21 protein-coding genes and 2 pseudogenes are annotated in these 24,398 nt (G+C 77.4%); 9 read left to right on the forward strand and 14 right to left on the reverse strand.

Features of this window, described 5'->3' with window-relative positions:
- Window positions 1-21: 21 nt before the first annotated feature.
- Window positions 22-915 carry a helix-turn-helix domain-containing protein gene (locus tag D7294_RS09825; RefSeq protein ID WP_120677692.1) on the reverse strand — a complete coding sequence of 298 codons (894 nt, stop codon included), beginning with the start codon at window positions 913-915 and terminating at the stop codon, window positions 22-24.
- 486 nt (window positions 916-1,401) lie between these two features.
- Here D7294_RS09825 and D7294_RS09830 point away from each other — a divergent pair.
- A pseudogene (locus D7294_RS09830) lies at window positions 1,402-2,082 on the forward strand (class I mannose-6-phosphate isomerase); the annotation flags it as partial.
- The gene (locus D7294_RS33685; protein WP_120677694.1) at window positions 2,079-3,416 is read left to right on the forward strand and encodes an ROK family protein; all 1,338 of its coding nucleotides are present in this window, start codon (window positions 2,079-2,081) and stop codon (window positions 3,414-3,416) included. The pseudogene D7294_RS09830 and the gene D7294_RS33685, both read left to right, overlap by 4 nt.
- An 82-nt stretch (window positions 3,417-3,498) precedes the next feature.
- Here the strand turns inward: D7294_RS33685 and D7294_RS09840 are convergent, their stop codons facing one another.
- The 3 genes from D7294_RS09840 to D7294_RS09850 form a co-directional block, all read right to left on the reverse strand.
- A complete protein-coding gene (locus tag D7294_RS09840; RefSeq protein ID WP_120677696.1) occupies window positions 3,499-4,401 on the reverse strand; it encodes a GH25 family lysozyme in 903 nt (300 codons plus the stop codon).
- A 429-nt stretch (window positions 4,402-4,830) separates the two neighbouring features.
- Window positions 4,831-5,499: a hypothetical protein gene (locus D7294_RS09845; protein WP_120677698.1), complete on the reverse strand. Its 669-nt coding sequence runs from the start codon at window positions 5,497-5,499 to the stop codon at window positions 4,831-4,833.
- 52 nt (window positions 5,500-5,551) lie between these two features.
- The gene (locus D7294_RS09850; protein WP_120677700.1) at window positions 5,552-6,412 is read right to left on the reverse strand and encodes an LppU/SCO3897 family protein; all 861 of its coding nucleotides are present in this window, start codon (window positions 6,410-6,412) and stop codon (window positions 5,552-5,554) included.
- A gap of 464 nt (window positions 6,413-6,876) precedes the next feature.
- Between D7294_RS09850 and D7294_RS09855 the strand changes: the two genes are divergently transcribed.
- Window positions 6,877-8,130, forward strand: a complete 1,254-nt coding sequence (locus D7294_RS09855; RefSeq protein WP_241562248.1) for an MFS transporter — start codon at window positions 6,877-6,879, stop codon at window positions 8,128-8,130.
- A gap of 73 nt (window positions 8,131-8,203) precedes the next feature.
- Here D7294_RS09855 and D7294_RS09860 read toward each other — a convergent pair whose 3' ends face one another.
- Both D7294_RS09860 and D7294_RS09865 read right to left on the reverse strand, forming a co-directional pair.
- Window positions 8,204-8,599, reverse strand: coding sequence for a nitroreductase/quinone reductase family protein (locus D7294_RS09860; protein WP_120677702.1), 396 nt, complete (start codon window positions 8,597-8,599; stop codon window positions 8,204-8,206).
- 248 nt (window positions 8,600-8,847) lie between these two features.
- The gene (locus tag D7294_RS09865; protein WP_120677704.1) at window positions 8,848-11,067 is read right to left on the reverse strand and encodes an NADP-dependent isocitrate dehydrogenase; all 2,220 of its coding nucleotides are present in this window, start codon (window positions 11,065-11,067) and stop codon (window positions 8,848-8,850) included.
- Between the two features lie 188 nt (window positions 11,068-11,255).
- On the opposite strand from D7294_RS09865, the gene D7294_RS09870 reads away from it, so the two are divergent.
- A complete protein-coding gene (locus tag D7294_RS09870) occupies window positions 11,256-12,281 on the forward strand; it encodes a LacI family DNA-binding transcriptional regulator (protein ID WP_120677707.1) in 1,026 nt (341 codons plus the stop codon).
- 150 nt (window positions 12,282-12,431) lie between these two features.
- Here D7294_RS09870 and D7294_RS09875 read toward each other — a convergent pair whose 3' ends face one another.
- Window positions 12,432-13,340, reverse strand: a complete 909-nt coding sequence (locus tag D7294_RS09875) for a LysR family transcriptional regulator (RefSeq protein ID WP_120677709.1) — start codon at window positions 13,338-13,340, stop codon at window positions 12,432-12,434.
- A gap of 247 nt (window positions 13,341-13,587) precedes the next feature.
- Between D7294_RS09875 and D7294_RS09880 the strand changes: the two genes are divergently transcribed.
- Complete coding sequence (locus D7294_RS09880; RefSeq protein ID WP_120677711.1) at window positions 13,588-14,610, forward strand: YeiH family protein; 1,023 nt, start codon at window positions 13,588-13,590, stop codon at window positions 14,608-14,610.
- A 51-nt stretch (window positions 14,611-14,661) separates the two neighbouring features.
- Here the strand turns inward: D7294_RS09880 and D7294_RS09885 are convergent, their stop codons facing one another.
- Both D7294_RS09885 and D7294_RS09890 read right to left on the reverse strand, forming a co-directional pair.
- Entirely contained in the window at window positions 14,662-15,024 is a 363-nt protein-coding gene (locus D7294_RS09885; protein WP_120677713.1) for a hypothetical protein, read from the reverse strand.
- Complete coding sequence (locus D7294_RS09890; RefSeq protein WP_241562230.1) at window positions 15,021-15,566, reverse strand: hypothetical protein; 546 nt, start codon at window positions 15,564-15,566, stop codon at window positions 15,021-15,023. Before D7294_RS09890 ends, D7294_RS09885 begins: the two co-directional genes overlap by 4 nt.
- An 895-nt stretch (window positions 15,567-16,461) precedes the next feature.
- On the opposite strand from D7294_RS09890, the gene D7294_RS09895 reads away from it, so the two are divergent.
- From D7294_RS09895 to D7294_RS09910, 4 genes and pseudogenes are all read left to right on the forward strand, one after another.
- Window positions 16,462-17,349 carry an SRPBCC family protein gene (locus tag D7294_RS09895; protein WP_120677715.1) on the forward strand — a complete coding sequence of 296 codons (888 nt, stop codon included), beginning with the start codon at window positions 16,462-16,464 and terminating at the stop codon, window positions 17,347-17,349.
- A 49-nt stretch (window positions 17,350-17,398) separates the two neighbouring features.
- A pseudogene (gene gvpK, locus D7294_RS33850) lies at window positions 17,399-17,512 on the forward strand (gas vesicle protein GvpK); the annotation flags it as partial.
- Window positions 17,513-17,620: 108 nt separating this feature from the next.
- On the forward strand, window positions 17,621-18,355 hold the full coding sequence (locus tag D7294_RS09905) for a HemK2/MTQ2 family protein methyltransferase (RefSeq protein ID WP_206619491.1): 735 nt from the start codon (window positions 17,621-17,623) through the stop codon (window positions 18,353-18,355).
- Window positions 18,352-18,633: a CDGSH iron-sulfur domain-containing protein gene (locus D7294_RS09910; protein ID WP_241562231.1), complete on the forward strand. Its 282-nt coding sequence runs from the start codon at window positions 18,352-18,354 to the stop codon at window positions 18,631-18,633. The genes D7294_RS09905 and D7294_RS09910 overlap by 4 nt, the downstream gene beginning before the upstream one ends.
- A 59-nt stretch (window positions 18,634-18,692) precedes the next feature.
- On the opposite strand, the gene D7294_RS09915 is transcribed toward D7294_RS09910, so the two are convergent.
- The 5 genes from D7294_RS09915 to D7294_RS09935 form a co-directional block, all read right to left on the reverse strand.
- On the reverse strand, window positions 18,693-19,730 hold the full coding sequence (locus tag D7294_RS09915) for an iron-containing redox enzyme family protein (RefSeq protein WP_120677721.1): 1,038 nt from the start codon (window positions 19,728-19,730) through the stop codon (window positions 18,693-18,695).
- Window positions 19,731-19,917: 187 nt separating this feature from the next.
- Window positions 19,918-21,189 (reverse strand): MFS transporter, encoded by a 1,272-nt coding sequence (locus D7294_RS09920; RefSeq protein ID WP_120677723.1) that lies wholly within the window; start codon window positions 21,187-21,189, stop codon window positions 19,918-19,920.
- A 166-nt stretch (window positions 21,190-21,355) separates the two neighbouring features.
- Window positions 21,356-22,024 carry an NADPH-dependent FMN reductase gene (locus D7294_RS09925; protein WP_158674599.1) on the reverse strand — a complete coding sequence of 223 codons (669 nt, stop codon included), beginning with the start codon at window positions 22,022-22,024 and terminating at the stop codon, window positions 21,356-21,358.
- 32 nt (window positions 22,025-22,056) lie between these two features.
- Window positions 22,057-23,283 carry an NAD(P)/FAD-dependent oxidoreductase gene (locus tag D7294_RS09930; RefSeq protein WP_174248310.1) on the reverse strand — a complete coding sequence of 409 codons (1,227 nt, stop codon included), beginning with the start codon at window positions 23,281-23,283 and terminating at the stop codon, window positions 22,057-22,059.
- Window positions 23,261-24,349: a hypothetical protein gene (locus D7294_RS09935; RefSeq protein WP_147450804.1), complete on the reverse strand. Its 1,089-nt coding sequence runs from the start codon at window positions 24,347-24,349 to the stop codon at window positions 23,261-23,263. Before D7294_RS09935 ends, D7294_RS09930 begins: the two co-directional genes overlap by 23 nt.
- Window positions 24,350-24,398: the final 49 nt, after the last annotated feature.

Raw genomic sequence — 24,398 nt, forward strand, 5'->3', positions numbered from 1 at the left:
GCCTGGCCGCTCCGGCGGCGGTCAGGAGGCGGCCGCGGGCGCCGCCTGCGGTGGCGCGGCGCGCTCCGGCCCGGTGGGCGGGGCGGCTGGGGCGAGCCCCGAGAGGGCGGCCAGTGCGGCGTGGGAGGCCGTGCCGGGGGCGGCGGTGTAGGCGACCAGCCGCTGCCCCGGGGCGGTGGGCGCCGCGAGCACCGTGTACTCCAGCGTCAGGCGGCCGCACCGCGGGTGGCGCAGCTCCTTGCGGCCCTCCACCTTGTGGCGCAGTTCCCTGGCGGCCCACAGCCGGCGGAACTCGGGGCTCTCGGCCCGGAGACCGGCGATCAGCGTGGCGAGCGCCGGGTCGTCGGGGCGATGCCCGGCGGCGGCCCGCAGGTGGGCCACGGAGTCCGCGGCGATCTCCGGCCAGTCGACGAAGAGTTCCCTGGCCTCCGGGCTGGTGAACACGTAGCGCACGTTGTTGGGGCGGCGCGGCCCCTCGACCAGGTGGCCGAACAGGGCGGCGGCGGCCCGGTTCCAGGCGAGGACGTCGCTGCGCTCGTCGATCACGTAGGCGGCGGTCGGCGGGAGAAGCAGGTCGAGCATCCGGCGGGTGCCCGCCTCCAGCACGGTGGACTCCGGCTCCGGCGACGGCTGGTGCGCGAGTGCGAACAGGTGCCGACGCTCCTCGGGCGGCAGCCGCAGCGCCCTGGCCAGCGCCCCCAGCACGCCGGCCGAGGGGTACGCCGCGCGGCCCTGTTCGAGCCTGACGTAGTACCCCGTGCTGACCCCGGCCAGCCGGGCGACCTCCTCGCGGCGCAGCCCCGAGGTGCGCCGCACGCCCCCGGTCGCGAGGCCCACCGCCTGCGGCGAAAGCACTGCCCGGCGCGACCGCAGGAACGCGCCCAGCTCCCGTGCCCTCGGGCTCTGCCCGGCCATCCGGCACCCCTTTTCCTCGACGTTTTCCCTCGACGTTTTCCCTCGATGTTTCCCCCGGCTTTTCCCCCGACGTTTTCCCCGGCGTTTCCCCCGACGTCGCACCGACCTTGCCCCGACCTTCCCTGCTGTGAGGGTAGCCCCGGCGGGAACGCCCCGGTCCCGGCCGCCTCCCGGTCCCCGGCCCCGGCCGCCTCCCGTCCCCTTCCCGGTTCCGTTCTCGTCCCCGGCCCGGTCGCGTCCTCGTCCCCGGCCCTTCCCCTCCCGGTTCCGGGTCCCGGCCTCGTCCCGTCCCGGTCCCGGTACCGCCTGGTCTCGGTCCCGGCCTGGTCCTCGCGTGGCCCCCCAAGCGCCGGGGGCCCGGGGAGGGCGCACGCGCCGTCGTCCGCGAGGTCCCGCACGCGGCGGCGGGTCCCACGGGGCGCCCGCGGTGGGCCGCCGGGCGCTCGCGGTGGGCCGGCGGCGCCGGGCGGGCGGGGCATGGCCGTGACGTACTACATGACCCTCGGCGGGCCGCAGACCCGGGTGTTCCTCGGCCTGCGCGAGGACGCCGACGTGGGCAGGTTCCGCGCCGAGATCGAGCGGGCCGTGTCCGAGGGCGTCCCGATGCGCCCCGAGGACCACGTGCTGACCTTCCCGGCCGAGCGCGGGCAGCTGTTCATGATCCCGGCGGGCACCCCGCACGCCAGCGGCGCCGGGAACCTGGTCCTGGAGATCAGCGCCACCCCGTACCTGTACAGCCTGCGCTTCTACGACTGGCTGCGCCCGGACGCGGAGGGCAACCCCCGCCCGCTGCCGTACGAGCACGCGCTGGCCAACCTGGACACGGAGCGGCGCGGGGCGGCCGTCGCCCGCGACCTGGTGCCGCGCCCGCGCACCCTCAGGGAGGGCCCTGGCTGGCGCGAGGAACTGCTCGGCAGCCTGGAGGAGATGTTCTACGAGGTCCGCAGGTTCGCCGTCGACGAGGGCGCGGCGGCCGAGGACGACACCGCGGGCCGCTTCCACGTGCTGAACGTGGTGGAGGGCGAGGGCGTGGTGGTGGAGACGGCCGCCGGGGACCGGCACGACCTGTCCTTCGCCGAGACCCTGACCCTGCCGGCCGCGGTGGGCGCCTACCGGCTGCGGCCGCGCGGCGGCCCCGCGCTGGTGGTGAAGGCGCTGGTCCGGTGATTCCCGTCCTCGACATCGGCGGCACGCACGTGACCGCCGCCCTCGTCGAACCGGCGGCGGGCGGGCCCCTGGTGCGGGCCCGCCGCCGCCACCCGCTGGACGCCCACGGCGCCGCGCCGGAGATCCTCGCCGCGATCACCGGCTGCGCCGCGGCCCTGGCGGCGCCCCCCGGCGCGGTGTGGGGCGTGGCGGTGCCCGGCCCCTTCGACTACGAGCGGGGGGTGGGGCGCTTCGCCGGGGTGGGCAAGTTCGACGCCCTGCGGGGCGTCGACGTGGGGGCCGCGCTGCGCGCCGGCCTGCCGGGGCCGCCGGGCGCCGTGGTCTTCCGCAACGACGCGGAGTGCTTCCTGCTGGGGGAGTGGCGCTCCGGGGCCGCCCGCGGCATGTCCCGGTGCGTGGGCATCGCCCTCGGCACCGGCGTGGGCTCGGCCTTCCTCGGCGAGGGCCGCGTGCACCGCGCAGGTCCCGGGGTACCCCCCGAGGGCCGGGTGGACCTGCTCACCCTGGGCGGGCGCCCGCTGGAGGACTCGGTGTCCCGGCGCGCCATCCGGGCCGCCTACGGCGAGGCGGGGGCCGACGTGCACACCATCGCGGAGCGGGCCAGGGCCGGGCAGGCGCGGGCGAGGCGGGTCCTTGACGAGGCGTTCGGCGGACTTGGTACCGTCCTCGGGCGCCGCGTGGACGGCATCGTGGCGGTGCCCGCCGGCGCCGACCAGCGGCACCTGGCGGCGGCCGCGGCGCAGGGCGTTCTCGTGGTCTGCGCCAGCCGCCCGCCCGCCGGTTTCGAGGCCGACCACGTGCTGGTGGACGACTTCGGCGGGGCCAGGGACGCCACCGGGCGGCTGATCGGGCTCGGCCACCGCAGGATCGGTTTCCTCGGCCCCCCGGCCGGGGTCTACACGAGCACGGAGCGGCTGCGCGGCTACCGGGCCGCGCTTCAGGCGGCGGGGCTGCCGGTGGCGGAGCACCACCTCAGGCAGGGGCAGCAGGAGATCGGCCAGGCCGAACGGGCCGCCGCCGAACTGCTCGCGCTGCCCGACCCGCCGACGGCCCTGTTCTGCTCCAACAACCGCAACACCATCGGCGCCTTCCGCGCGGTGTCGGCGGCGGGCGGCGAGACCGCGCTGGCCGGCTTCGACGACTTCGAGCTGGCCGACGCGCTGGGCGTCCCGCTGCTGATCCAGGCCTACGACAGTGACGAACTGGGCCGCGAGGCGGGCCGGTTGCTGCTCGGCCGGCTGGCCGGCGGCGCCGGGGACCAGCCGGCGCGCCGCACGGTGCTGCCCACCCGGCCGGTGCAGTACGGCGTGCCGCGCCCGGTTCGGACCGGCTGAGGGCCGCCCCGGCCGCACCGGCGGGGTGCCGGTGCGGCCGGGGCGGCCCTGGGGTGCGTGGGCGGGGAGCCGCCCGGGGGGATCAGGCCGTGTTGTTGGCCAGGGCCAGCAGGCGGTCGCGCGAGCCGTTGAACTTGTCGCGGTCCACGCCGCCGGAGACGCCGCTGACCGAGCCGGAGCTCGTGTACTGCCAGACCGTCCAGACGGAGAAGCCGCCGGGCAGGGTCGGGCTGCCGGCCGAGGTCCAGTGGGCGACCCACAGCGGGGACTTGGCGGCCATGCCGCTCCAGCTGCCGGTGCAGGTGTTCCACCAGCTCGGCGAGGTGTAGATGACGATGTCCCGCGAGGTACGCGACTTGTACGTGTTGTAGAAGTCGGTGATCCACGAGCGCATCGCGGTCTGGCTCAGCCCGTAGCAGGTCGCGCCGTAGGGGTTGGACTCGATGTCCAGCACGCCGGGCAGCGTCAGGTTGTCCCGGGACCAGGCGCCGCCGTTGGAGGCGAAGTAGTTGGCCTGGGTCGCGCCGCTGGACGCGTTCGGCAGGGCGAAGTGGTAGGCGCCGCGGATCACGCCCGCGTTGTAGGCGCCCACGTAGTTGGAGTTGAAGGAGCTGTCCTTGTAGCTGGTGCCCTCGGTCGCCTTCATCCAGGCGAACTGGATGCCGGCGTTGCGCACCGAGGTCCAGTTGATCGCGCCCTGCCAGTGCGAGACGTCGATGCCCTGGACGCCGCCGCTGCTGTCGAGAGGGATCACCATGGCGTCGTCCGCCGCGGCGGCGCCCTCGTGGATCATGGTGCCCGCGCCCATGAAGGCCTGGCCGGGACGCAGGTCGCCGACGCGCGCGGGCGCCGGGTTGCCGGCGGGTTCGGCGGCCGAGGCGGCGGTGGGGGTGGTGACGAGGAGGGCGGCGAGCGCGCTGAACAGCGCGCCCACGGCCGCTGCTCGCAGACGGGTCCTCGTGGTGAGAGATCTGTGGAAGAGCATCCGATGTTCTCCTTGGCACAGAGACGGGGGGACGAACTCAGCACTGAGTTGACCGGAGCACGTCATAAAGTGACGCACGTAGACCCGGGCCAAGGGAAGGGTTTCCGGCTGCTCTCTATGGTCTAGCCCTGTGCTCTGGCGTTACGCCTGCGGCAACAGGGAGTCCCGCCGGGAACTTTCACAGTCTGACACTCGCTCGACACAACCCGGCCGACTCCGCCGGGCTCCTCCGCAATCTGCGCGAAACCCCGCAGCCCCGAGCGAATCGCACACGCCTCCGCTCGCGCCCCGCCCGCACACCGGGCGGTCGGGAGGTGAGCGGAGGCATCCGAAGGCGCAGAAGGGCGTGCGGAGGCGTGCGGGGCGTACGGCCGCGCACGGCGGGAGCCGCCGGCGGGGAGGGCGGCACCCGCCGGGGGCGCCGCCGGCTCAGCCGAGGGCGCCCGCGGGGCGCCGGGTCCTGCCGAGCAGGTAGCCGGCGAAGATCGCGGCGGCCGGGGCCAGCGCGATCAGCAGCCAGGTGACGCCCTCGGCATTCTCCGTCCAGCCGTCCCACATGTCGGAGAAGTTGTCGAAGAACAGCTCGAAGGGGCTCTTCGCGCCGTCCGACGCGTCCGAGGAGACGACCGCCATGGCGAAGGTCTGGCCCAGCAGCATCGAGCCGAGCGCCAGCGCGCCCGCCAGCCAGTAGTACCCCGCCTGCCCGGCCGCGTACTTGCCCATCGGGATGCCGACCAGCGCGCCCACCGCGGCGGCCAGCCAGGTGAGTTGGGTGATCTTGATCTCGCTGTCCCCGTCCTCCATCGCGTCGCGGATCAGCGAGTCCAGGTCCACCACCGAGCCGTTGAGGTAGCCGTAGAGCACCACGAGCAGCAGGGCGGCCCCGGCGGCCAGGGCCACCCCGAGCCCGGCCTGCGAGCCGGTGGGACGCACCGGCACCGGCGCTCCGCCCGGCGGCGGATAGCCGTAACCCGCGGGCGCGGGCGGCGGGCCGAAGCCCGCCTGGGGCGGCGGCCCGAACCCCGGCTGGGGCTGGGGCTGCGCCGGGTATCCGTAGCCGGGCTGGTTCGGCTGTGGCTGCTGCCAGGGCTGGCTCATGACTCCCCCTGTGAACGAGACGACGTTGCCTGCGGTGCCGGGCGCGCCCCGGTCACGAGTACACGACGGCGCAGACCAGCACGGACTCGCCGTCCACGGTCCACCACCAGTAGGTGTTCTGATCGGTCGAGGACTGGCGGCACTCGTCGCCGGTCGGGTTTGCCGGGGCCGAGTAGACGCTCGTCACGTTGTAGAGCTGGTTGTAGGGCGAGGGGACCTCGGTGGCGGCGCAGTCGAACCAGCTCATCAGGTTGGCGCTGCCGTCGGGCATGCCGAGGAAGCACTGCCCGACCGCGAACTGGCGGGTGACGCACAGCGCGACCGTCTCCAGGCCGCTGCTGTAGTACAGGTAGGAACGGCCCGCGTCGGTGGGGCAGTCGGAGGTGTCGCCCGAGGTCTGGGAGACGCGCACCCCGGCCGCCTCGTCGCTGCAGGAGACCACCTCGGGCACGTCGCTGGCCCACTCGGTGTCCGAGATCATCCAGTCGTTGAGGCAGTCGCCCGCGGTGATCGACCTGAAGTGCTCCAGCGTCGGGTCGGTCTGCGTCGGGGTGGGCGTCGGCGTCGGCTCCGTGTAGACGTCGCCGCCGTCCGAGGTGCCCCCGGAGCCCGGGTCACCGCCCCCCAGGTCGTCCCCGGTGCCGCCGAGCCCGTCGTCGACGTCCTCCCCGCCCAGGCCGTCGAGATCGGGCATCTCGCCGGGCCCCGGGCCCAGGGCCGCCGGGCCGGAGCCGCTGCCCAGGGCGTCCGCCCCGGTGGCCTTCGCGAGCCCGAAGGAGCCGGCCACCACCAGGGCGACGACGAGCGCGAGGATGGCGAACCGCTGTCCCTCGCTTGCGCCCTGGGACCCCGCGGGGGCCGCGGGCCCCCCGGGACCCGCCCCCGCACCCGGCCAGCCCTGTATACCGCTCATCGCTCCCCCGTGGAAAGTTCCCTGCGTTTGTCCTGCACAGGCCAGGCTAGCAACCCGTGTTGCCCTCGGCGCACGTGCGGCGGACGGCCCCCGGCGGGGCCGTGCGGCCCGCGCCGTGCCGGCGAACGCCCGTGGTGCGCCTCGGCGTTACCGGCCCTGCCGGGCAGGACGCGGCTGCGCGCGGGGCGGTTCCCGGCCCGGGCGGGTTTTCCCTCCGGGCCCGCGCACCGCCCCCGGGCACCCGGAACGGGCGCCCGGGGGAGCGGCCTTACAGTGAGGAGAAACGGTTCGCTGCCGGAAACGGCCGGCGTTCCCGTGCCCGAAGCGGCGCGGCCCGGGCTCGCGGGGCCCGAAGAGCTCGCGGGGCCCGAAGAGAGGAGAGGGCGGTGGAGAGCGCGAAGAGCCGCGCCGAGGACGACGATCGGGACGCGGCCGGGCGCCAGGCCGCCGGGGGCGGGCCCGCGGTGCCCGCGCCGGAGCGGCAGCCGCTGTGGCGCCGCTGGGTCATGGACACCGCGCCGCTGCGCCACCGGCCCTTCCGCCGCCTGTGGTCCTCCACCAGCGTCACCGCCATCGGCAGCCAGCTGACCGCGGTCGCCGTCCCCAAGCAGATCTACGACATCACCGGTTCCTCCGCCTGGGTCGGCTACGCCAGCTTCGCCGGGCTGCTGCCGCTCATCGTGTTCGGCCTGTGGGGCGGGGCGATCGCCGACAGCGTGGACCGGCGCACCCTGCTGCTGGTCACCAACGCCGGCATCGCCGTCACCTCCCTGCTGTTCTGGCTCCAGGCCCTGGTGCACGTCGACTCGGCGGGGCTGCTGATGGTGCTGCTCGCCGTGCAGCAGGGCCTGTTCGGGATGAACTCGCCCGCCCGCACCGCCTCCGTGGCCCGCCTGGTGACCGAGGAGGAACTGCCCGCGGCCAACGCCCTGCTGTCCACCGTGGGCGGCACCGGCATGATCCTCGGGCCGCTGCTGGCGGGCTCGCTGATCCCCGTCCTCGGCCTCCCGGTGCTGTACCTCGCCGACGCCGTCGCCCTGGTGGCCACGCTGTGGGCGGTCTGGATGCTGCCGCCGCTGCCGCCCCTCGACGGCGGCGGCAGCCGGCGCGCCGGCTGGGGGGAGGTGGTGGCGGGCTTCCGCTACATCGCCGCCAGGCGCGTGCTGATGATGTCCTTCCTCGCCGACATCGTCGCCATGGTCCTGGGAATGCCGCGGGCCCTGTTCCCGCAGCTGGCCGCGGGGCGGTACGAGCCCTGGGGCGAGGGCTTCGCGCTCGGGCTGCTCTTCGCGGCCATCCCGGTGGGCGCGGTCCTCGGCGGGCTGCTGTCCGGGACCTTCTCCCGGATACGGCGGCACGGGCTCATGGTGGTCGCGGCCGTGGTCGCCTGGGGGCTCGCCGTGACCGGCTTCGGGCTGAGCGGCAACCTGTGGTGGGCCGCCGCCTTCCTCGCCCTCGGCGGGGTGGCCGACATGGTCTCGATGGTCTTCCGCAGCGCCATCCTCCAGTCCGCCGCCACCGACGAGATGCGCGGCAGGATGCAGGGCGTCTTCACGGTCGTCGTGGCGGGCGGCCCGCGCCTGGCCGACCTGCTGCACGGGCTCGGCGGCTCGGCCTTCGGCCCGGGCGCCGCCGTCACCGCGGGCGGCCTCCTCACGGTCGCCACCATGCTCGCGCTGGCCGCCGCCACCCCCGACTTCCGCCGCCACGCGATCTGAGGCCGGCCACGCGACCCGGCGCCCGCCGGGACGGCGCCCGCCCGCCGGGCGGCGCGGGGAAGGGGCGCGCGCCTCAGCCGTCGAGGTCCACCCGGATGGTCAGCAGGCTGGTGCCGAAGGCGCGGACCGCCGCGCTGTTGAACCGGGGCAGGGAGCGCAGCCGCGCCCTGGGGTCGTCCTCGGGCAGCAGCCGCGCCGTGCCGGTGTGCCAGTGCCCGCCGACCCGCACCCGCACCCGCGGGTCGGCCTTGATGTTGCGCACGTACTGGGCGCGTTCGCCGTGCTCGGCGACCAGCCAGAAGGCGCCGCCGATGATCCGGCCGCCCACCGGGGTGCGCCGCGGCAGGCCCGAGACGCGCCCGGTGGTCTCCAGCAGGGTCTGGAAGGGCAGCCGTGCCAGCACGGGGTTGCCGACGCGCCGCTGGAACAGGGTGACGGCCCGGTGCTTCAGGTGGTGACGGCGCGGCATGGGCCCTTCTCTTCCCTCGCGTTCTTCGCTTCTTCCCGCGGCGCGTGCGGCGCGAGCCGCCCCGGCCGGGTCCCCGTGCGGCGGCCGGGCCTTCCCCGTCCGGCGCCGGCGGTACTCCGGCGCGCCCCGCCGCCACGGGGGACGTTACCGGCATCCGCGGGGTCCGCGCACGGCCGGGCGCGCGAGGGCCCCGGCCGCCGCCTCGCGGCGGGCGGGCCGGGGCCCGGGCGCAATCCGGTGCCGCGCGCTCAGGCCAGGGAGGCCAGGGCGTCGTTGAAGGTCTTCGACGGGCGCATGACGGCGGTCGCCTTGGCCGGGTCGGGCTGGTAGTAGCCGCCGATGTCGGCCGGGGAGCCCTGCACCGCGATCAGTTCCTCGACGATCGTCTTCTCCTGCGCCGTCAGGGTCTCGGCGAGCGGCGCGAACCGCTCGGCAAGCGAGGCGTCCTCGGTCTGCCGCGCGAGCTCCTGCGCCCAGTACAGCGCCAGGTAGAAGTGGCTGCCGCGGTTGTCGAGGCCGCCGACGCGGCGGCTGGGCGACTTGTCCTCGTTGAGGAAGGTGGCCGTCGCCCGGTCCAGGGTGTCGGCGAGCACCTGGGCGCCGGCGTTGCCCGTGGTCCTGGCGAACTGCTCGAAGCTGACCGCAAGCGCGAGGAACTCGCCGAGGCTGTCCCAGCGCAGGTAGTTCTCCTTGACCAGCTGCTGCACGTGCTTGGGCGCCGAGCCGCCCGCGCCGGTCTCGAACAGGCCGCCGCCGTTCATCAGCGGCACGACCGACAGCATCTTGGCGCTGGTGCCCAGCTCCAGGATCGGGAAGAGGTCGGTCAGGTAGTCGCGCAGCACGTTGCCGGTCACCGAGATGGTGTTCTCGCCGCGGCGGATGCGCTCCAGGGAGAACGCCGTCGCCTCCCGCGGGGACATGATCTCGATGCGCAGGCCCTCGGTGTCGTGCTCGGGCAGGTAGGCCCTGACCTTCTCGATCAGCCGGGCGTCGTGGGCGCGGGACTCGTCCAGCCAGAACACCGCCGGGTCGCCGGTGGCGCGGGCGCGGGTGACGGCGAGCTTGACCCAGTCCCTGATGGGGGCGTCCTTCGTCTGGCACATGCGGAAGATGTCCCCGGCGCCGACGGCCTGCTCCAGTACCACGGCCCCCGACTGGTCGACGACGCGGACGGTGCCGGTGGCCGGGATCTCGAAGGTCTTGTCGTGGCTGCCGTACTCCTCGGCCTTCTGCGCCATCAGGCCGACGTTGGGCACCGAGCCCATGGTCGCCGGGTCGAAGGCGCCGTGGGCGCGGCAGTCGTCGATGACGGTCTGGTAGACGGCCGCGTAGCTGCTGTCGGGGATCACGGCGAGGGTGTCGGCCTCCTGGCCGTCGGGGCCCCACATGTGACCCGAGGTGCGGATCATCGCGGGCATGGAGGCGTCGACGATGACGTCGCTCGGCACGTGCAGGTTGGTGATGCCGCGGTCGGAGTCCACCATGGCCAGGGCCGGGCCCTCGGCGAGCTCGGCCTCGAAGGAGGCCCGGATCCCGGCGCCCTCGGGCAGCGCGTCCAGACCGTTCAGGATGCCGCCGAGCCCGTCGTTGGGGGTGAGGCCCGCGGTGGCCAGGACGGCGCCGTAGGCGGCGAACGTCTTGGGGAAGAAGGCCCGCACCACGTGCCCGAAGATGATCGGGTCGGACACCTTCATCATGGTGGCCTTCAGGTGCACGGAGAACAGCACGCCCTCCGCCTTGGCCCTGGCCACCTGCGCCGCGAGGAACTCGCGCAGCGCGCCCACCCGCATGACCGAGGCGTCCACCACCTCGCCGGCCAGCACCGGCACGGACTCCCGCAGCACGGTGGTGGCGCCGTCGTCCCCGGCCAGCTCGATGCGCAGGGTGCCGGCCTCGGCGATGACCGCGGACTTCTCGGTGGAGCGGAAGTCGTCGGCGCCCATGGTGGCGACGTTGGTCTTCGAGTCGTGGCTCCAGGCACCCATCCGGTGCGGGTGGTTCCTGGCGTAGCCCTTGACGGAGGCGGGCGCGCGGCGGTCGGAGTTGCCCTCGCGCAGCACCGGGTTGACCGCGCTGCCCTTGACCCGGTCGTAGCGGGCGCGAATCTCCCGCTCCTCGTCGGTCTTCGGGTCGTCCGGATAGTCGGGCAGGGCGTAGCCCTGGGCCTGCAACTCGGCGATCGCGGCCTTCATCTGGGGGATGGAGGCCGAGATGTTCGGCAGCTTGATGATGTTGGCCCCCGGCGTCCTGGCCAGCTCGCCGAGTTCGGCGAGGGCGTCGTCGATGCGCTGGGACTCCTCCAGGTACTCGGGGAAGACGGCGATGATCCGCCCGGCCAGGGAGATGTCGCGGCTCTCGACGCCGACCCCCGCCGCGGCGGCGTACGCCTGGACCACGGGCAGGAACGAATAGGTCGCCAGGGCCGGGGCCTCGTCAGTGTGCGTGTAGATGATGGTCGAGTCAGTCACCGGTACTCCGCTTCGCGTCAACTTCGTCTCGACATCAAGATATCTCGTGATCGACCGTGCCCGACACCAACCCCCGGGTGGCGTCGGCGCGCCCCGGGGCCGCGGGCCGCTCCCCGGGCAACGGTCCGGTGATCCCGCGGCGACGGACCGTGTCACCCGGCCGCCGCCCTCCCCACTACAGTGGCGTCATGGTGACGATCCGCGACGTGGCAACCGATGCCGGAGTCTCGCGCAGCACGGTCTCCTACGTCCTGACGGGCAACAAGCGGCTGAGTCCCGCCACGGTCGCCAGGGTGCGCGCCAGCATGGCCAAGCTCGGTTACCGGCCCGATCTCGCCGCGCGTGCCTCGGGGCGGGGCAGGACCGGCGTGCTCGGGCTGCTGGCCCCGGTGTCCGCGGCGGGACCCGAGTCAGGGGTCGAGGTGTTCATGCACTTCGTCAGGGCGGCGACCTACGCGGCCCGGGCGCGCGGCCTCGACCTGCTGGTGATGGGCGGCAAGGACCAGCGGCTCGGGGCCGGCCTGCTCGCCGACGCCCTCGTCGTCATGGACGTGCAGCGCCAGGACCCGCGCCTGGGGGCTCTGCGGCGCTCGGGACTGCCCGCGGTCCTGATCGGGCTGCCCGAGGACCGGCACGGGCTGAGCGCGGTGGACCTCGACTTCGAGGCGGCCGGGCGCGCCGCGGCGCAGCACCTGGCGGAACGGGGGCACCGGGAGGTCGCGTTGCTCGGCATGCCGCGGCGGCACGGCTTCGCGTTCGCCTTCGCCGAGCGCTTCCGGCACGGCTTCGAGGCGGAGGCCGCGGCCCGGGGGCTGGCCGCCCGGCACCTGCCGTGCGAGCCCGACGGGGAGGGCGTGGGGGACTGGCTGGACACCCTGGCGCCGGAACTGCCCGGGCTCAGCGGCCTGGTCGTGCTCAACACGGACGCCCTGCGGCCCCTGCTCGACGCCCTCGGCCGCCGCGGCCTGGTCCTGCCCCGCGACTGCTCGGTCCTGGCCGTCTCCCCCGGGGAGCTGGCCGCGCGCGGGCCGCGCCCGGTGACGGCCGTGGACCTGCCGGCGGCCGAGCTGATGGCGCGGGCGGTCGCCCGGGTGCTGGAGGAACTCGCCGGCACGGCCGAGGCGGGGGCGGTGGACCTGCTGCCCCCGGTGCTGCGCGACCAGGGCTCCACGGCCCGTCACGTCCCGGGCGTCAGCCGCGGCGTCTACGCCTGAAATCCCCCGCCCGGCAAGCGCGTTCCTCGACGCCGGCGCCTTGCCCCGCCGGGCCCCGCCTCCCCTCACGGGCCCGCCGCCCCGGGCCGGGGCCGCCTCCCCGCGCCGGGCCCGCCGGATGCCGTAACGGCCGGGGGCCGGGGGCGCCGCTCAGCGGCCGCGGGCGAGGGCGAGGAGGGTGGCGGCGGCCCCGGCCGGCGGGGCCTCGGGGCGCCACACCGCCCGGAAGCTGCGCCGCAGCGGGGCGGGTTCGCCCAGCGGCACGGCCACCAGCCGCCGCCCGGCCAGTTCCTCGCCCACCACCAGCCGGCTGACCACGGCGGGCGCCACCCCGGCGGCGGCCTCCGCCTTGATCGCCGCGGCCGAGCCGAGTTCCGCGGCGGGCGCCGCCGGCTCGCCGAAACGCCGCAGCACCTGCCACAGCGCCTCCCTGGTGCCGGAGCCGGGCTCCCTGGTGATCAGCGGGGTGGCGGCCAGGGTGCGCAACGGCAGCGGGCGCCGCCGCCCGGCCCAGGGGTGGCCCGGGGCCACCACCACGACCAGCTCGTCCGAGCCGACGACGCGACTGCGCAGCCCGGCCGGGGCCTGCGGACCCTCCACGAAGCCGAGGTCGGCCCCCTCCCTGACCAGCTGCGCCACCTGCTCCGAGTTGCCCACCTCCAGGGCCACCCTGGTCCCCGGCTCCCGGTCGCGCAGCGTGATCAGCCAGCCGGGAATGCGGTGGTCGGCGATCGTCAGCGAGGCGGCGACCCGCAGCCTGGCGTCCCCCTCCGCCCTGGCGTGCAGCGCCGAGACCCCGCCGACCAGCGCCCGGGCGGCGGCCAGCACCGGCACCGCCCACTCGACGACCGCCGCGCCGGCCGTCGTCGGGCGCGAGCCGGTGGGGCCGCGCTCCAGCAGCACCAGCCGCAGCCTGCGCTCCAGGGCGCTGATCCGCATGCTCGCGGCGGGCTGGCTGATGCCGTGGCGCCTGGCCGCCTCGCCCAGGCTGCCGGTCTCGGCCACCGACACGAGCAGGTCGAGGACGTCGAGTTCGGGCGTTCCCGGGGGCAAGGGCATAAGGCCAGCTTATGGACACCTCCGGAAAAGGGCTCTACCGGGCCCCGGCCTGGGCGCCGATCATCGAATCCGTCCCACCGGGACCCCAAGGGGGGCACGCCGGTAGCCCGCGAGCGCCGGCCGGACGCCCCCGGCGCCGGGAGCAGCGCGGAAGCGCCGGGACACCCCCGGGCGCCCCCCAGGGAGGGCCCGGGTGAACCCGGGCGAACCCGGGAGAACCCGAGGCGACAGCGGGAAGGGAGCGGCCGTGGACGCCACCGCAGGCGGCAGGAGGCGCGTCCCCGGGCTGCTCCTCGCCGCCGCCCTCGCGGCGCCGGCGGTGGGCCTGGGCGAACTGGCGCCCGTGGTGGGCGGCCCGGTGTGCGGGCTGCTCCTCGGCGCGGCGCCGGGCGCCGCACTGCGCCTGCGGCGCCCGGCGGCCTACGCCCGCTGCCTGCCCGGACTGACCACCGCGGGCAAGGGCGTCCTGCAGAGCGCGATCGTGCTGCTCGGCCTCGCCCTGCCGCTGGGCCGCGTGCTCGACGCGGGCGCCCGCTCGCTCCCGGTGCTGCTGTCCACCCTGGGCGTGGCCCTGGCCGGGGCCTGGTGGCTGGGGGGCCGGCTGCGGCTGCATCCGGAGACGCGGGTGCTGATCGGGGCGGGCACCGGCATCTGCGGGGCCTCGGCCATCGCCGCGGTCGCCTCCGTGATCCGCCCGGCCCGCGAACGCACCGCCTACGCGCTGGGCACGATCTTCACCTTCAACCTGGTCGCCGTCCTCACCTACCCCGCCCTCGGCCGGCTGCTCGGCCTGACGGAGCACGGCTTCGGGCTGTGGGCCGGCACCGCCGTCAACGACACCTCCTCGGTGATCGCCGCTGCCTCCGCCTTCGGCAGCGGCGCGGTCGCCCTGGCCGTGGTCGTCAAACTGGGCAGAACTCTGATGATCGTGCCGCTGTGCCTCGCGCTGCACCTGTGGCGCCGCCCCGGGCGCCCGGCCGGAGAGCGGCGCGGGGCGGCCGGGGCGCTGCTGGGCGCCTTCCCGCCGTTCATCCTGTGCTTCCTCGCCGCCTCAGCGCTCGCCGCCGCGGGCACGGTGCCCGGCGGCCGGGCGCAGGTGACGGCGCTCAGCTCCGCGCTGGTCACCGTGGCCCTCGCCGGCATCGGCGCCACCCTCGACCCGGGGGCGATCCGCGCCGCGGGCCCGCGCCCCCTGGCGTTCGGCGGCGCCCTGGGCGCGGCGGTCGCCGTCAGCGCCCTGGCCGTCCAGGCCCTCACCGGGCAGACCTGAGCCCGCAGCGGGGGACCGGCCGGAAGGGGAGCCGCCGGGGCCCGGCGGCGCTCAGACGCCGGTGCGGTGGAACTCGTCCACCCGCTCCGGGGGCGGGACGGGCTCCACGCCGTGCGCCCCGAGCTGGGCCGCCAGCTGTGCCGCGTACCCGGCGAAGGCACGCACCAGCGACTCCAGGCCGAACAGCCGCTCCCTGAGCCGCGCGTTCTCCTGGTCGACCCGCTCCACGCTCGCCCTGAGCACCGCCAGGTCCGCCAGCCGCCCCTCCGGGCCCGCCGCCGTCTCGGCCACCCGCTTCTGCGCCTCCGCGCCGATCACGGCCGCCGCCCTGGTCGCCCGCGCCGCGTACCAGCCGCCGAGCACCGCGCCCACCGGTCCGCCCACGGCGGCCATCGTCGTCCAGAAGCCGCTCATCCGGCCGTGCCCTCCCGGGCGGCGGACGCCGTCGGCCCGGGCCGCGGGGGCGGCGCGTGCTCGGGCGTCGCGCTGGCCCACAGGCAGACGCCGACGTGCGTGGCCGAGTAGTAGGCGGCCAGCCACAGGCCGCGCGGGTACTCGCCCGAGCAGGCCGCCGTCAGGTAGGCGGCCAGCCACATCATCGGCGGCGTGAGGGCCGCGGCGAAGCCCAGCCAGTCGCCGCGGCTGCGCACGCACGCCGCGAGCGCCGCCAGCAGCCCCGAGACGACCCACAGCCAGGCCCAGGCCCGCAGCGGCGCCACCTCGGTCAGCAGCGTGAGCCCCCGCGGGTTCGGCGCCGGGTCGAAGCGGAACTGGAAGCCCCACACCACCTCGCCGAGGCCGACGAGCAGCAGGAAGCCGCCGCGCCGCCCCAGGTGTGCGCGCGCCAGGCGCGCCACCCGGCCGGTCACCGGCCGCCGCCGCACGGCGGGGCGGCCACGGGCGCGGCCGCCCGCTGTGGGCCCTGGGGCCAGGCGCCGGGGCAGGCGGGTTCCCAACCGGCCTCCCCGGCCGTGTCACCGACGGCGTTGCGGACCGTGCCGGCCATCGCGCACCTCCCCGACGCGGCGCCACCCCGGGCGCCCTCCCGAACCTTCGCTCACCCGCCTGATACCCGCCGCCGGCGGGCAGGCCGCCGGCCCGCGCCCCGATTACCGCGAACGTGTGCATCCCCGGCCGGGGCCGGCGCGGGCGGCCGGGGCGGCGGGGGTGGCGGCGCCTCGGCGCGGGCACCGGTGCCGCCACGCCAGGCGGACCCGGGGCGAGGTTCCGGCCCCGCCTCGTCCCCGGGGCAGGGGGTTGGCGAACTCCCCGTCTCGCGCCCGGCGTTGGCGAACGTGGGTCCCGGCTTCCGCCCCGCGGGCGGAACAAGGACGTTTACCCGGCCGCCGAAGATGCCACCCGAGAGGGGCCATGGCAGAGCAGACAGCGCACGCAGCGGAACGAGAAGACGACGGCGGCACCGGCGAGGGCGCGCAGGCGCGCGAGGGCCGGGAGCGCGGCGGGAGGGCCGGGCACCGCCCGGCGGCCGAGGGACTGCGCAGTGCCGGGGCCGGGCCAGGGGGCCAAGGGGGCGTCCGCCTCCGGGCGGCCCTCGCGCACCCCGGCCCGCCGCCCGGGAGGTGACCGCGATGACTGACGCGCTGCGCAAGGACGCGGCACGCGCCCCGGGTTCGCCGCGCGGGCGGCTCCTGGGCGGCCCCGCCGCCGAACGGCTGAAGGAGGAGGCCGCGGCCTTCGCCACCGCCCAGGCCCGGCGGCTGCGCGTCTCGCTCGGCCACCGCCGAGGGCAGGGGACCGGTCCGCGCCGCCCTCGGGGCCGGGGCGGCGCGGGTCAGGGACACCCTGGGGAGTGGCGTCGCGGAGCGCGCGAAGGACACGGCCCGGCGGGCGGTGTCCCGCCGCCGCGGCGGCTTTGGGGAGCGCTTCCTCACCCTCGTGGAGAGCCTCGACGTCGGCGTCGCGGTGCGGGAGGCGTACGGCCGGTGGACGCGGCTGCAGGAGTTCGGCGCCTGTGCCCGCGGCGTGCAGGGCGTCGAGCGGGTCGACGGGACCGGGAGCGACTGGCGGGCGGAGATCCTGTGGTCGACGCGCAGTCGGCAGGCCGAGGTGACCGAGCAGGTGCCGGACGAGCGCATCGCCTGGACCGGCTCGGGAGCCAAGGGCACCACCAGGGGCGTGGTGTCCTTCCACCCCCTCGGCGAGCGGCTGACCCGGGTGCTGCTGGTGATCGAGTACCACGCCAGGGGGGTGCTGGAGAAGGCGGGTGCCCTGTGGCGCGCCCAGGGGCGGCGGGTCCGGCTCGACCTCAGGCGGTTCGGGCGCTTCGTGACCCTGCGCGGCGAGGCCACCGGCGAGTGGCGCGGGGAGATCCGCGAGGGCGAGGCGGCGGAGGGGCCAGGGGAGAGCGCGGCGGGGGAGGAGTACGAGGACTGGCCGGAGGGCGAGGAGCCGGAGGAGGACCGCCCCGAGCGCGCGGCGTACGCGGCGGGCGACGCCGGGGAGGCGGGGGACTACGGGGAGGCCGGCGAGCGGGACGAACTCGACGAGGCGGAGGAGCCGGACGAGGACGTCGGCGAGGAGGCAACCGCGGCCGGATACCCGGAGGACACGCAGGACACAGAGGACACACGGGACACGGAGGACGCACAGGACACAGAGGCCGCAGAGGGCCCGGAGGACGCGGCGGGGGCCGGGGAGGCGGAGGAGGGGGAAGAGCCCGCGGACCCCGGTGAGTTCGGGGACGCCGGGGAGAGCGAGGACCGAGAGGGAGCCCGCTGAGCCGCCGGGCCCCGCGGGGCCGCGGGGCGGGGACGGCGGGCGGATCGCCCTCGACCGGGACACGGCGGAGCTGCGCCGGCGCTACGGCCTGCGCCCCGAGGACCTGAACCTCGACCTCGGCCCCCTCGGCCCGCTCCTCCCGCCCGCGGACGCAGCGGAATGAGCGGCGGCGGAAGGCCACCGCGGCCCGCCTGGGCCGGGCGGGTGAAGTGGAGGACGGCCGCCGGATCGGCGTTTCGCCTGGTGCGGGCGTGGTACTCCGGGGCTCGTGATGCTTCTGCGGTCCTTCGGGGTCTACGCGCCCCAGGGCGACACCGCCCTCCTGCTGAGTGCCCTGAGCCAGTTCGGGGTCCGGCCGGGGAGCAGGGCCCTCGACGTCGGCACCGGCTCGGGGACGGTCGCGCTGTCCGTGGCGGGCGCCGGGGCGGCCGAGGTGTGGGCGGTGGACGTGTCCCGCCGGGCCGCGCTGACCGCGCGCCTGAACGCGTTCCTGCACCGCAGGCGGCTGACCGTGCGCCGCGGCGACTTCGGCGAGTGCGCGGGGCAGGGCCGTTTCGACCTGGTGACCGCCAACCCGCCCTATGTGCCCTCCCGTTGTGGCGCCCTCCAGGCGCGGGGGGTGGCCAGGGCGTGGGACGCGGGGCCGCGCGGGCGGGACGTGCTCGACCGGCTGTGCGCCGCCATGCCGCGGCTGCTCGCGCCCGGCGGCACGCTGCTGCTGGTGCACTCCGCGCTCTGCGGGGTGGCGGCCACCCTGACCGGGCTGCGCGCGGAGGGCCTCGATGCGTCGGTGGTGGCCCGCCGCGCGCAGCCCTTCGGCCCCGTGCTCCTCAGGCGGGCGCGCTGGCTGGAGGAGCAGGGCCTCATCGCCGCGGGGCAGCGCCACGAGGAACTGGTGGTGGTCCGGGCCGACCTGCCGGGGGCGCCGGGCGGGCGGGCCGCGGTGCCGGCGGAGCGCGCGGCCGGGGGAGCGGCGGGCATGAGGCGGCCGGGCGGCGCCGGGTGAGCGGGCGGCGGCAGGAACCCGAGCCGCGGCGCGTCACGATCGACCCGCGCGGCCCGCTGCTGATCGAGGGGCCGGTGGAGGTCGTGCTGGCGGACGGCAGGACCGTCCGTTCCGATCGCTTCCTGGTGGCGGTGTGCACCTGCCGCCGCAGCCGCGCCTACCCGTGGTGTGACACCAGCCACCGGCGGCGCTCCCGCCCGCCTTCCCGGCGCGCCGCGGCGGGTCCGGGAGGCGGGGAGGAGCCGCAGCCTGGCGCCGGGGCGGAGGAGGCCGGCTGAGCCCGGCGCCGCGGCGCCCGCGCGAAGCGCGGAGCGCCGGCGCCCGGGCCCCCGGCGGGTCAGGGCCCGAGGTCCGCGGGCAGCGGGCGGCGCAGGGAGCTCTCCCCGCGCCGCCAGGCGCCGAGCAGGCGGTCCGCGAGCCGGCCCTCCAGGTACTCCGTGGCCTGGACGCCGAACACCACGTCGGCCGCCAGCTCCGGCTCCCCGGCGAGCAGTCCGCCGACCACCTCCCGGCGCATCACCTGCTCGTGCACGGCGTCCGCCTCGATGTGCTCGGTGAAGAACCGCACGCAGGCCGGGGCCGCGCCCACCCGTTCCAGCGCCGCGGCCAGCCGCCGCGCGCTGGGCGCGGTGGTGATCTCGGCCGCCGCGAAGTGCCCGACGAGCGCGCCGCGCAGCCCCCGGTGCAGCCCGCACAGCGACATCAGGTTGACCAGCGCCAGGGGTTCGGCCGGCACGTCGTCCAGATAGGCCAGGTAGCCGTCGTCGAGACCGGCCGCGGCCAGCAGCTCCGCGTACAGCCGCGCGTGCATCCGGTCCTCGCGGCCGCCGCCGAACTCGTCGTACTCCACCGCCACCAGCGCGGCCTTGGCCCGCCCTTCGAGCCGGGGGATCGCCCAGGCGTGCGGGTCCGCCTCCTTGAGGTGGTAGATCGAGCGGTGCACGAAGTACTCGCGCAGCCTGGGCCAGTCGCCCTCCGCGTGCAGGTGGGCGGACAGGCCGGTGTCCTCCGCGGGCGCCACCAGCAGCCCGTCGAGCGCGGCCTCGGCCTCGTGTCCCCCCGGCACCGCCTGCCGGAGCGCGTCGTGGAAGGCCCGTTCGAGGGCCTGGCGGAAGCGCAGCAGCTCCGCGTCCCACTCCCAGCCGTCCGCCACCCCGGGCAGGCCCCGGTAGTGCAGCTCGTAGCAGGTGTGCAGCGCCAGCTGGAGGTCCTCGCCCCACGGGTCGGCGGCGGCCACCCCGGGCCAGGGCGGGGCCTGCGCCCCGGGATCGGCGCGCAGCGCGTCCAGCACGGCGGCGGACAGCGGCCCGCGCGCCTCGGGCAGCGCGGCCGGCCGCGCCCGCGCCCGGTCGGGCCGGGGTGAGACGAGAGCCATCGCACCTCCACGGGTTCACGCACGGCACCGGGGCAGGCGAGTGCCCCCCACGCCCGCGCGGAAACGCCACCCCCAGCGGGAAACCCCCGCCCGCCGACGCCCGCCCGGGCCGGCCGGGGCGCCGTTCCGCGGGGCGCCCGGTGGGTGCCCGTGCGCCGCGCGGGTCCCCGGGCCGGGGCGCCGCCGCTCAGGTGTCCGGCGCGGTCCCGGCCCTCGGCCGGCCCGCGGCGATCAGGGCCGTGCCCGCGGCGCACATGGCCGCCGCGACGAGGAAGCCGTGCCCCGCCTCCGCCTCCACCAGCGGCCCCACGGCCGCGGCGCCCGCGGTGAGCCCGGCCGAGGAGGCGCCGTTCAGCCAGCCGAATGCCTCGGTGGCCAGCTCGGGCGGGGCCGCGTCGTCCATCGCGGAGAACTGCGCGGTCAGCGCCGGGTTGAGGGCGAGCCCGGCGAGCAGCAGCAGGCCCGCCAGCACCCAGGGGTGCGGCGCGAGGGCCAGGAGGCCCCAGCCCACCGTCAGCGCTCCCGTCCACACCAGCAGGTCGCGCCGGGGCCGCGCCTCCTGCCGCCTGCGCCCCCAGAGCAGGCCCCCGGCCACCCCGCCCACGGAAAGCAGCGCGATCAGCACCCCCGCCGCGTCCGGCCTGCCCTCCTGGTCCGCCGAGGAGACCAGGGACACCTCGATGACCGAGATGCTGCCCGTCAGCAGGAAGCCCACCGGGAGCAGCGCGCGCACCCGGCGGCTGCGCAGCGCGCCCAGCCAGTGCCGCTCCCGCGGCCCGCCGGGCGCCCCCGGCAGCAGCCGGGAACCCGTCGCGAGCGCCCCGCAGCCGGCCACCGTGGCCACCGCGGCCGCGATCAGCGCGAGCCCCGGGCTCGCCGACGCGGTCAGTCCCGCCACCACCGCGGGCCCGGCGATGAACACCACGTCGGTGACCATGGTCTCGTAGGCGAAGGCGGTCGCCCGCAGCGCGGAGCCGGCGAACATCCGCGACCACTGGGTGCGCATGACCGCCGAGACCGGCGGCAGCAGCGCCCCGCTCGCCGTCACCGCGAGCAGGGTCAGCGGCAGCCCGCCCGGCCCGTCGCCGAGGGTCACCCACGCCTCGGCCGAGAGCACCGCCGCCTCCCCGCCGCCGGTGACCAGCAGCACCGGGGCGGGGCCGAGCCGGTCGGCGGCCCTGCTCCACAGCGGCGTGGCCACCGTGGAGGCCGCGGTGAACAGCGCCGCCGTGGCGCCCGCCGCCGCGTACGAGCCGGTGACCTCCACGGCGGTCAGCATGAAGACCAGCCCGAGCATGCCGTTCGCCAGCCGCGCCAGCAGTCCGAAGCCCGCGGGCCAGGCCACCCCGGGATGCGCCAGGAACGGCCCGTACTGCCCGAGGAGGCCGCCCGCGCCGGGCGCGGCTGCCTCCCGCTCCCTGGCCCCCGCGCTCTGCTCGCCGCTCGCCTGCCCGGTCATGCGCCTCCTGCCCTTCCAGGGTGGTTGCCGTGGCCGCCGCCCGCGGCGGGCCCGGTGCCGTCCCCCGCTTCCTTCCCCCGCCACTCGCGCCCCGCTCGCGTGCCCCGCTCGCCCGCGGCGCCCGGCCCGCGGGCCGCGCCGGGCGAAGGCGCCGGGGCGGCCCCGGTCACCCGCCCTCCACCACCCCGGCCCAGCGGGGCCCGGGCGCGGCGCCGGCCGGCGCGGGGGCGGGCGGTGCCGGGGCCTGACCGGGGCCGCGGCCCGCCAGCCGGAAGCCGAGCAGTTCCCCGATCGCCGTGTCGACGCGCCGCAGCACCTCGGGCGCCGGCGCCCCGTCCGCGGGGAAGTCGCCGCCCGCGCACACCACCGAGGTCGGCACCGGCCAGCCGCCCAGGGCCCGGACGACGGCCTGCAGGTGGTCGACCGCCCCGTGCGCGCCCTGCACCTTGGCCGCCACCGAGACCACCAGGGCCGGCTTGCCCTGGAAGGCGCCCATCGGCAGGTGGTCGAGGAGGTTCTTCAGGGCGCCGGAGAAGCTGCCCTGGTACACCGGCGTGGCCAGCACCAGCGCGTCGGCCCGCGCCACCTCGGCGCACACCGCCCGCACCGCGGGCCGCCGGGCGAGCGCGCCCGAGGCCCGCGCGTCCACCTCCATCGCCGGCAGCCGCAGCGCCTCCGGCCCCAGGCAGGTGCCGCGCACCCCGGGGCGGGCGCTGCCTGCCCGTTCCAGGACCGCCCGCGCCGCCCGGGCCGTCTGCGACTCGCGGGCCGTGCTGCCCGGCACGGCGAGCAGGCGGAACTCCCTCCCGCCCGGCGCTCCGTTTCCTTCGCTCATCGGGGCCTCCTGTCCCGCTCGAAGAAAGGTCATCACGGCCGGGCGGCCGGCACGGCGCCCCAGGCCGCGCGTGGCGAGAACTCGGCCGGAACGCCCGACCAGTCCTCCCGCAGCAGCCCCGCGGCCACCCCCCGCGCGGTGTGCCGCGCGGTCAGCAGCCCGTGCCCGGCGTGGCCGGTGGCCACGAACACGCCAGGCGCGCCGGGGAGTTCGCCCACCAGCGGCCTGCCGTTGCGGGTCGTGGGACGCAGCCCGGCCCGCGTCTCGCACACCTCGGCCTCCGCCAGGCCGGGCACGGTGCGCAGCGCGAACGCCAGGAGCCTGGCGGTCCCGGCCAGCGAGGTGCGCGCCGCGAACCCGGCGTCCTCCTCGGTCGCGCCGACCACCACGGAGCCCGAGGGCAGCGGGGCCAGGTAGAACCGGGAGGACAGCACGCACCGCGGCGGCCTCTCGCAGCGCAGCACCACCAGCTGCCCCCGCTGCGGCGCCACCCACGGCGCGGCCGCCGCCCGCCGGGCCCCCTCGCCCGCCGGGCCCCCGGCAGGAACGTCCGCGGCGTCCGCGGCAGGACCGTGCGCCGGGGCGCCGGCCGGGGCGCCCCGCGGCCCCGGCCCCGGCAGCAGGCGGCCCGACCAGGCCCCGGCCGCGATCACGACCCGCCCGCCGCGCACCACCTCGCCGCAGTGCAGCCGCACCCCGGGCCGCCCGCCCCGCTCGGCCGGGCTCACCTCCACGGCCGCGCTGCCCTGCCGCCAGTCCACGCCCGCCGCCAGGCCGCCGTGGCACACGGCCTCCAGGTAGGCGCGCCCGTCCACCATCAGCCCCTCGGGCGAGCGGAACAGGTCCTGCCCCTCGGGCACCCGCGCCCCCGGCAGCAGCTCGCGCAGCTCCGCCGGGCCGATGCGTTCGCCGAGCGCGGGCCCCGCCGCCGAGGCCAGGACCGCCGCCGCCTCCGCGGCCGGCAGGCAGCGCACGATCGGCTCCCGGCGGCTGAACGGCGGATGCCCCGCCGCCAGCCGCGCCAGCTCCTCCGCCAGGGTGCCGCGGGCCGCGTCCAGCCAGCCGTAGAGCACCGGATCGCCCAGGTGCCGCAGCGAGGGCACGGCCACCCCCGCGGCGTGCCCGGTGGCGTGCCCCGGCTCGCGGCCGGCGTCCACGACGAGGACCGCGGCCCCCGCGAGCGCCAGCTCCTCGGCGAGGCAGGCGCCGACGATTCCCCCGCCCACCACGACGACGTCATAGCGCCGAGATTGAGGCACGTGAGCTCCTTTCGAGTTCTTCCGCGGCCGGCAGGAGGAGCGAGGCGCTCCGGACGTCCTGGTCGGCGCAGGTGTCGGTGAGGGCCCCCGCGCCGCCGGCGACGGCGCGCAACAGGCCAAGCGGCGTTCCGCCGAGCCGCACGGCGAACCACCCGTGGCCAGGCGCCGCCCGCGCCAGGCACCGCAGGCTCATCCGGCCGCCGGGGTGGTAGCGGCGCAGGCCCTCCAGGCAGCGCACCAGCTCCACGGCCTCCTCGGGGGCGGCGACCTGCGGGCTCTCCAGCCGCAGGCGCAGCGGCGCGGGCCGCGCCAGGGCGGCCAGGTCGTGGTCCCACACCGCGCGCCCCACCGGCAGCCCGCCCGCCGGCTCGCGCGCCGGGAGCGCGAACCGCCCCCGGTCGATCCACAGGTGCCGGGCCAGGCCGGCCCCGGCGTCGTCCACGGCGGCCTCCCGGTGCACGTCGGGCGGCAGTTCCGCGAGGCTCAGCGGCGGCAGTCCCCGCCTGCCGTCCAGGCCGCGGGCCGCGGGCGCCTCCAGGGCCAGCCGCGCCCCGGCGGCGAGCGCGGCGGCCACCGGCGGCCGCAGCAGCAACGGCCGCCGCCGCCAGCCGTGCGGCGGCTCTTCCCGGCGGGCCAGGTGCCCGGCCAGCTCCGCCGCCCCGTCCAGGAGGCGGGCGAGGACCGGCGCGGGCTCGGCGCCCCTGGCGCCGAGCAGCACAGGACCGGCCGCGGTCTCCGCCCTGGCCAGCGCCCGCACGCTCAGGCCCACCACGCCGCCCGCGCCGCCGTCCACGCCGCCCGCGCCGTCTGCCGCGCGCCCCAGGACGGTCAGGTGCACGCTCTGGCAGACCGCCTCGGGCCGCCCTCGTTCGGCCAGGCCGGCGAGGAGGGCCGGGAGGTGCCGCGCCACCGCCTCCTCGAGCGCCGCCCCCAGCCGGGCCGCGCCGGGGCAGGCGCCTGGCGGCACCCGCGCCGAGGAACGCACCCGGCCCTCCTCGCGCACCAGCCGCAGCACGTCCGCGGTGCGCCGCGCCGGCGCGCCCGCCCCCGCAGGGGGCGTCAGCACGGCCGTCACCCGGCCCCGCAACTCCCCGCCCCCCGGCGGCCCTCCGGCC

Origin of the sequence: Streptomyces hoynatensis, assembly GCF_003626535.1 — a bacterium.
Taxonomy (GTDB): Bacteria; Actinomycetota; Actinomycetes; order Streptomycetales; family Streptomycetaceae; genus Streptomyces; species Streptomyces hoynatensis.

Excerpts from the sequence above, each read along its gene's own strand:
- D7294_RS09870 (WP_120677707.1), top strand. The coding sequence starts at position 11,256 with ATGGTGACGATCCGCGACGTGGCAACCGATGCCGGAGTCTCGCGCAGC.
- D7294_RS09860 (WP_120677702.1), bottom strand. The coding sequence starts at position 8,599 with ATGCCGCGCCGTCACCACCTGAAGCACCGGGCCGTCACCCTGTTCCAG.
- D7294_RS09915 (WP_120677721.1), bottom strand. The coding sequence starts at position 19,730 with ATGGCTCTCGTCTCACCCCGGCCCGACCGGGCGCGGGCGCGGCCGGCC.
- D7294_RS09925 (WP_158674599.1), bottom strand. The coding sequence starts at position 22,024 with ATGAGCGAAGGAAACGGAGCGCCGGGCGGGAGGGAGTTCCGCCTGCTC.
- D7294_RS09905 (WP_206619491.1), top strand. The coding sequence starts at position 17,621 with ATGCTTCTGCGGTCCTTCGGGGTCTACGCGCCCCAGGGCGACACCGCC.
- D7294_RS09850 (WP_120677700.1), bottom strand. The coding sequence starts at position 6,412 with ATGAGCGGTATACAGGGCTGGCCGGGTGCGGGGGCGGGTCCCGGGGGG.
- D7294_RS09825 (WP_120677692.1), bottom strand. The coding sequence starts at position 915 with ATGGCCGGGCAGAGCCCGAGGGCACGGGAGCTGGGCGCGTTCCTGCGG.
- D7294_RS09920 (WP_120677723.1), bottom strand. The coding sequence starts at position 21,189 with ATGACCGGGCAGGCGAGCGGCGAGCAGAGCGCGGGGGCCAGGGAGCGG.
- D7294_RS09840 (WP_120677696.1), bottom strand. The coding sequence starts at position 4,401 with ATGCTCTTCCACAGATCTCTCACCACGAGGACCCGTCTGCGAGCAGCG.
- D7294_RS09875 (WP_120677709.1), bottom strand. The coding sequence starts at position 13,340 with ATGCCCTTGCCCCCGGGAACGCCCGAACTCGACGTCCTCGACCTGCTC.
- D7294_RS09845 (WP_120677698.1), bottom strand. The coding sequence starts at position 5,499 with ATGAGCCAGCCCTGGCAGCAGCCACAGCCGAACCAGCCCGGCTACGGA.
- D7294_RS09885 (WP_120677713.1), bottom strand. The coding sequence starts at position 15,024 with ATGAGCGGCTTCTGGACGACGATGGCCGCCGTGGGCGGACCGGTGGGC.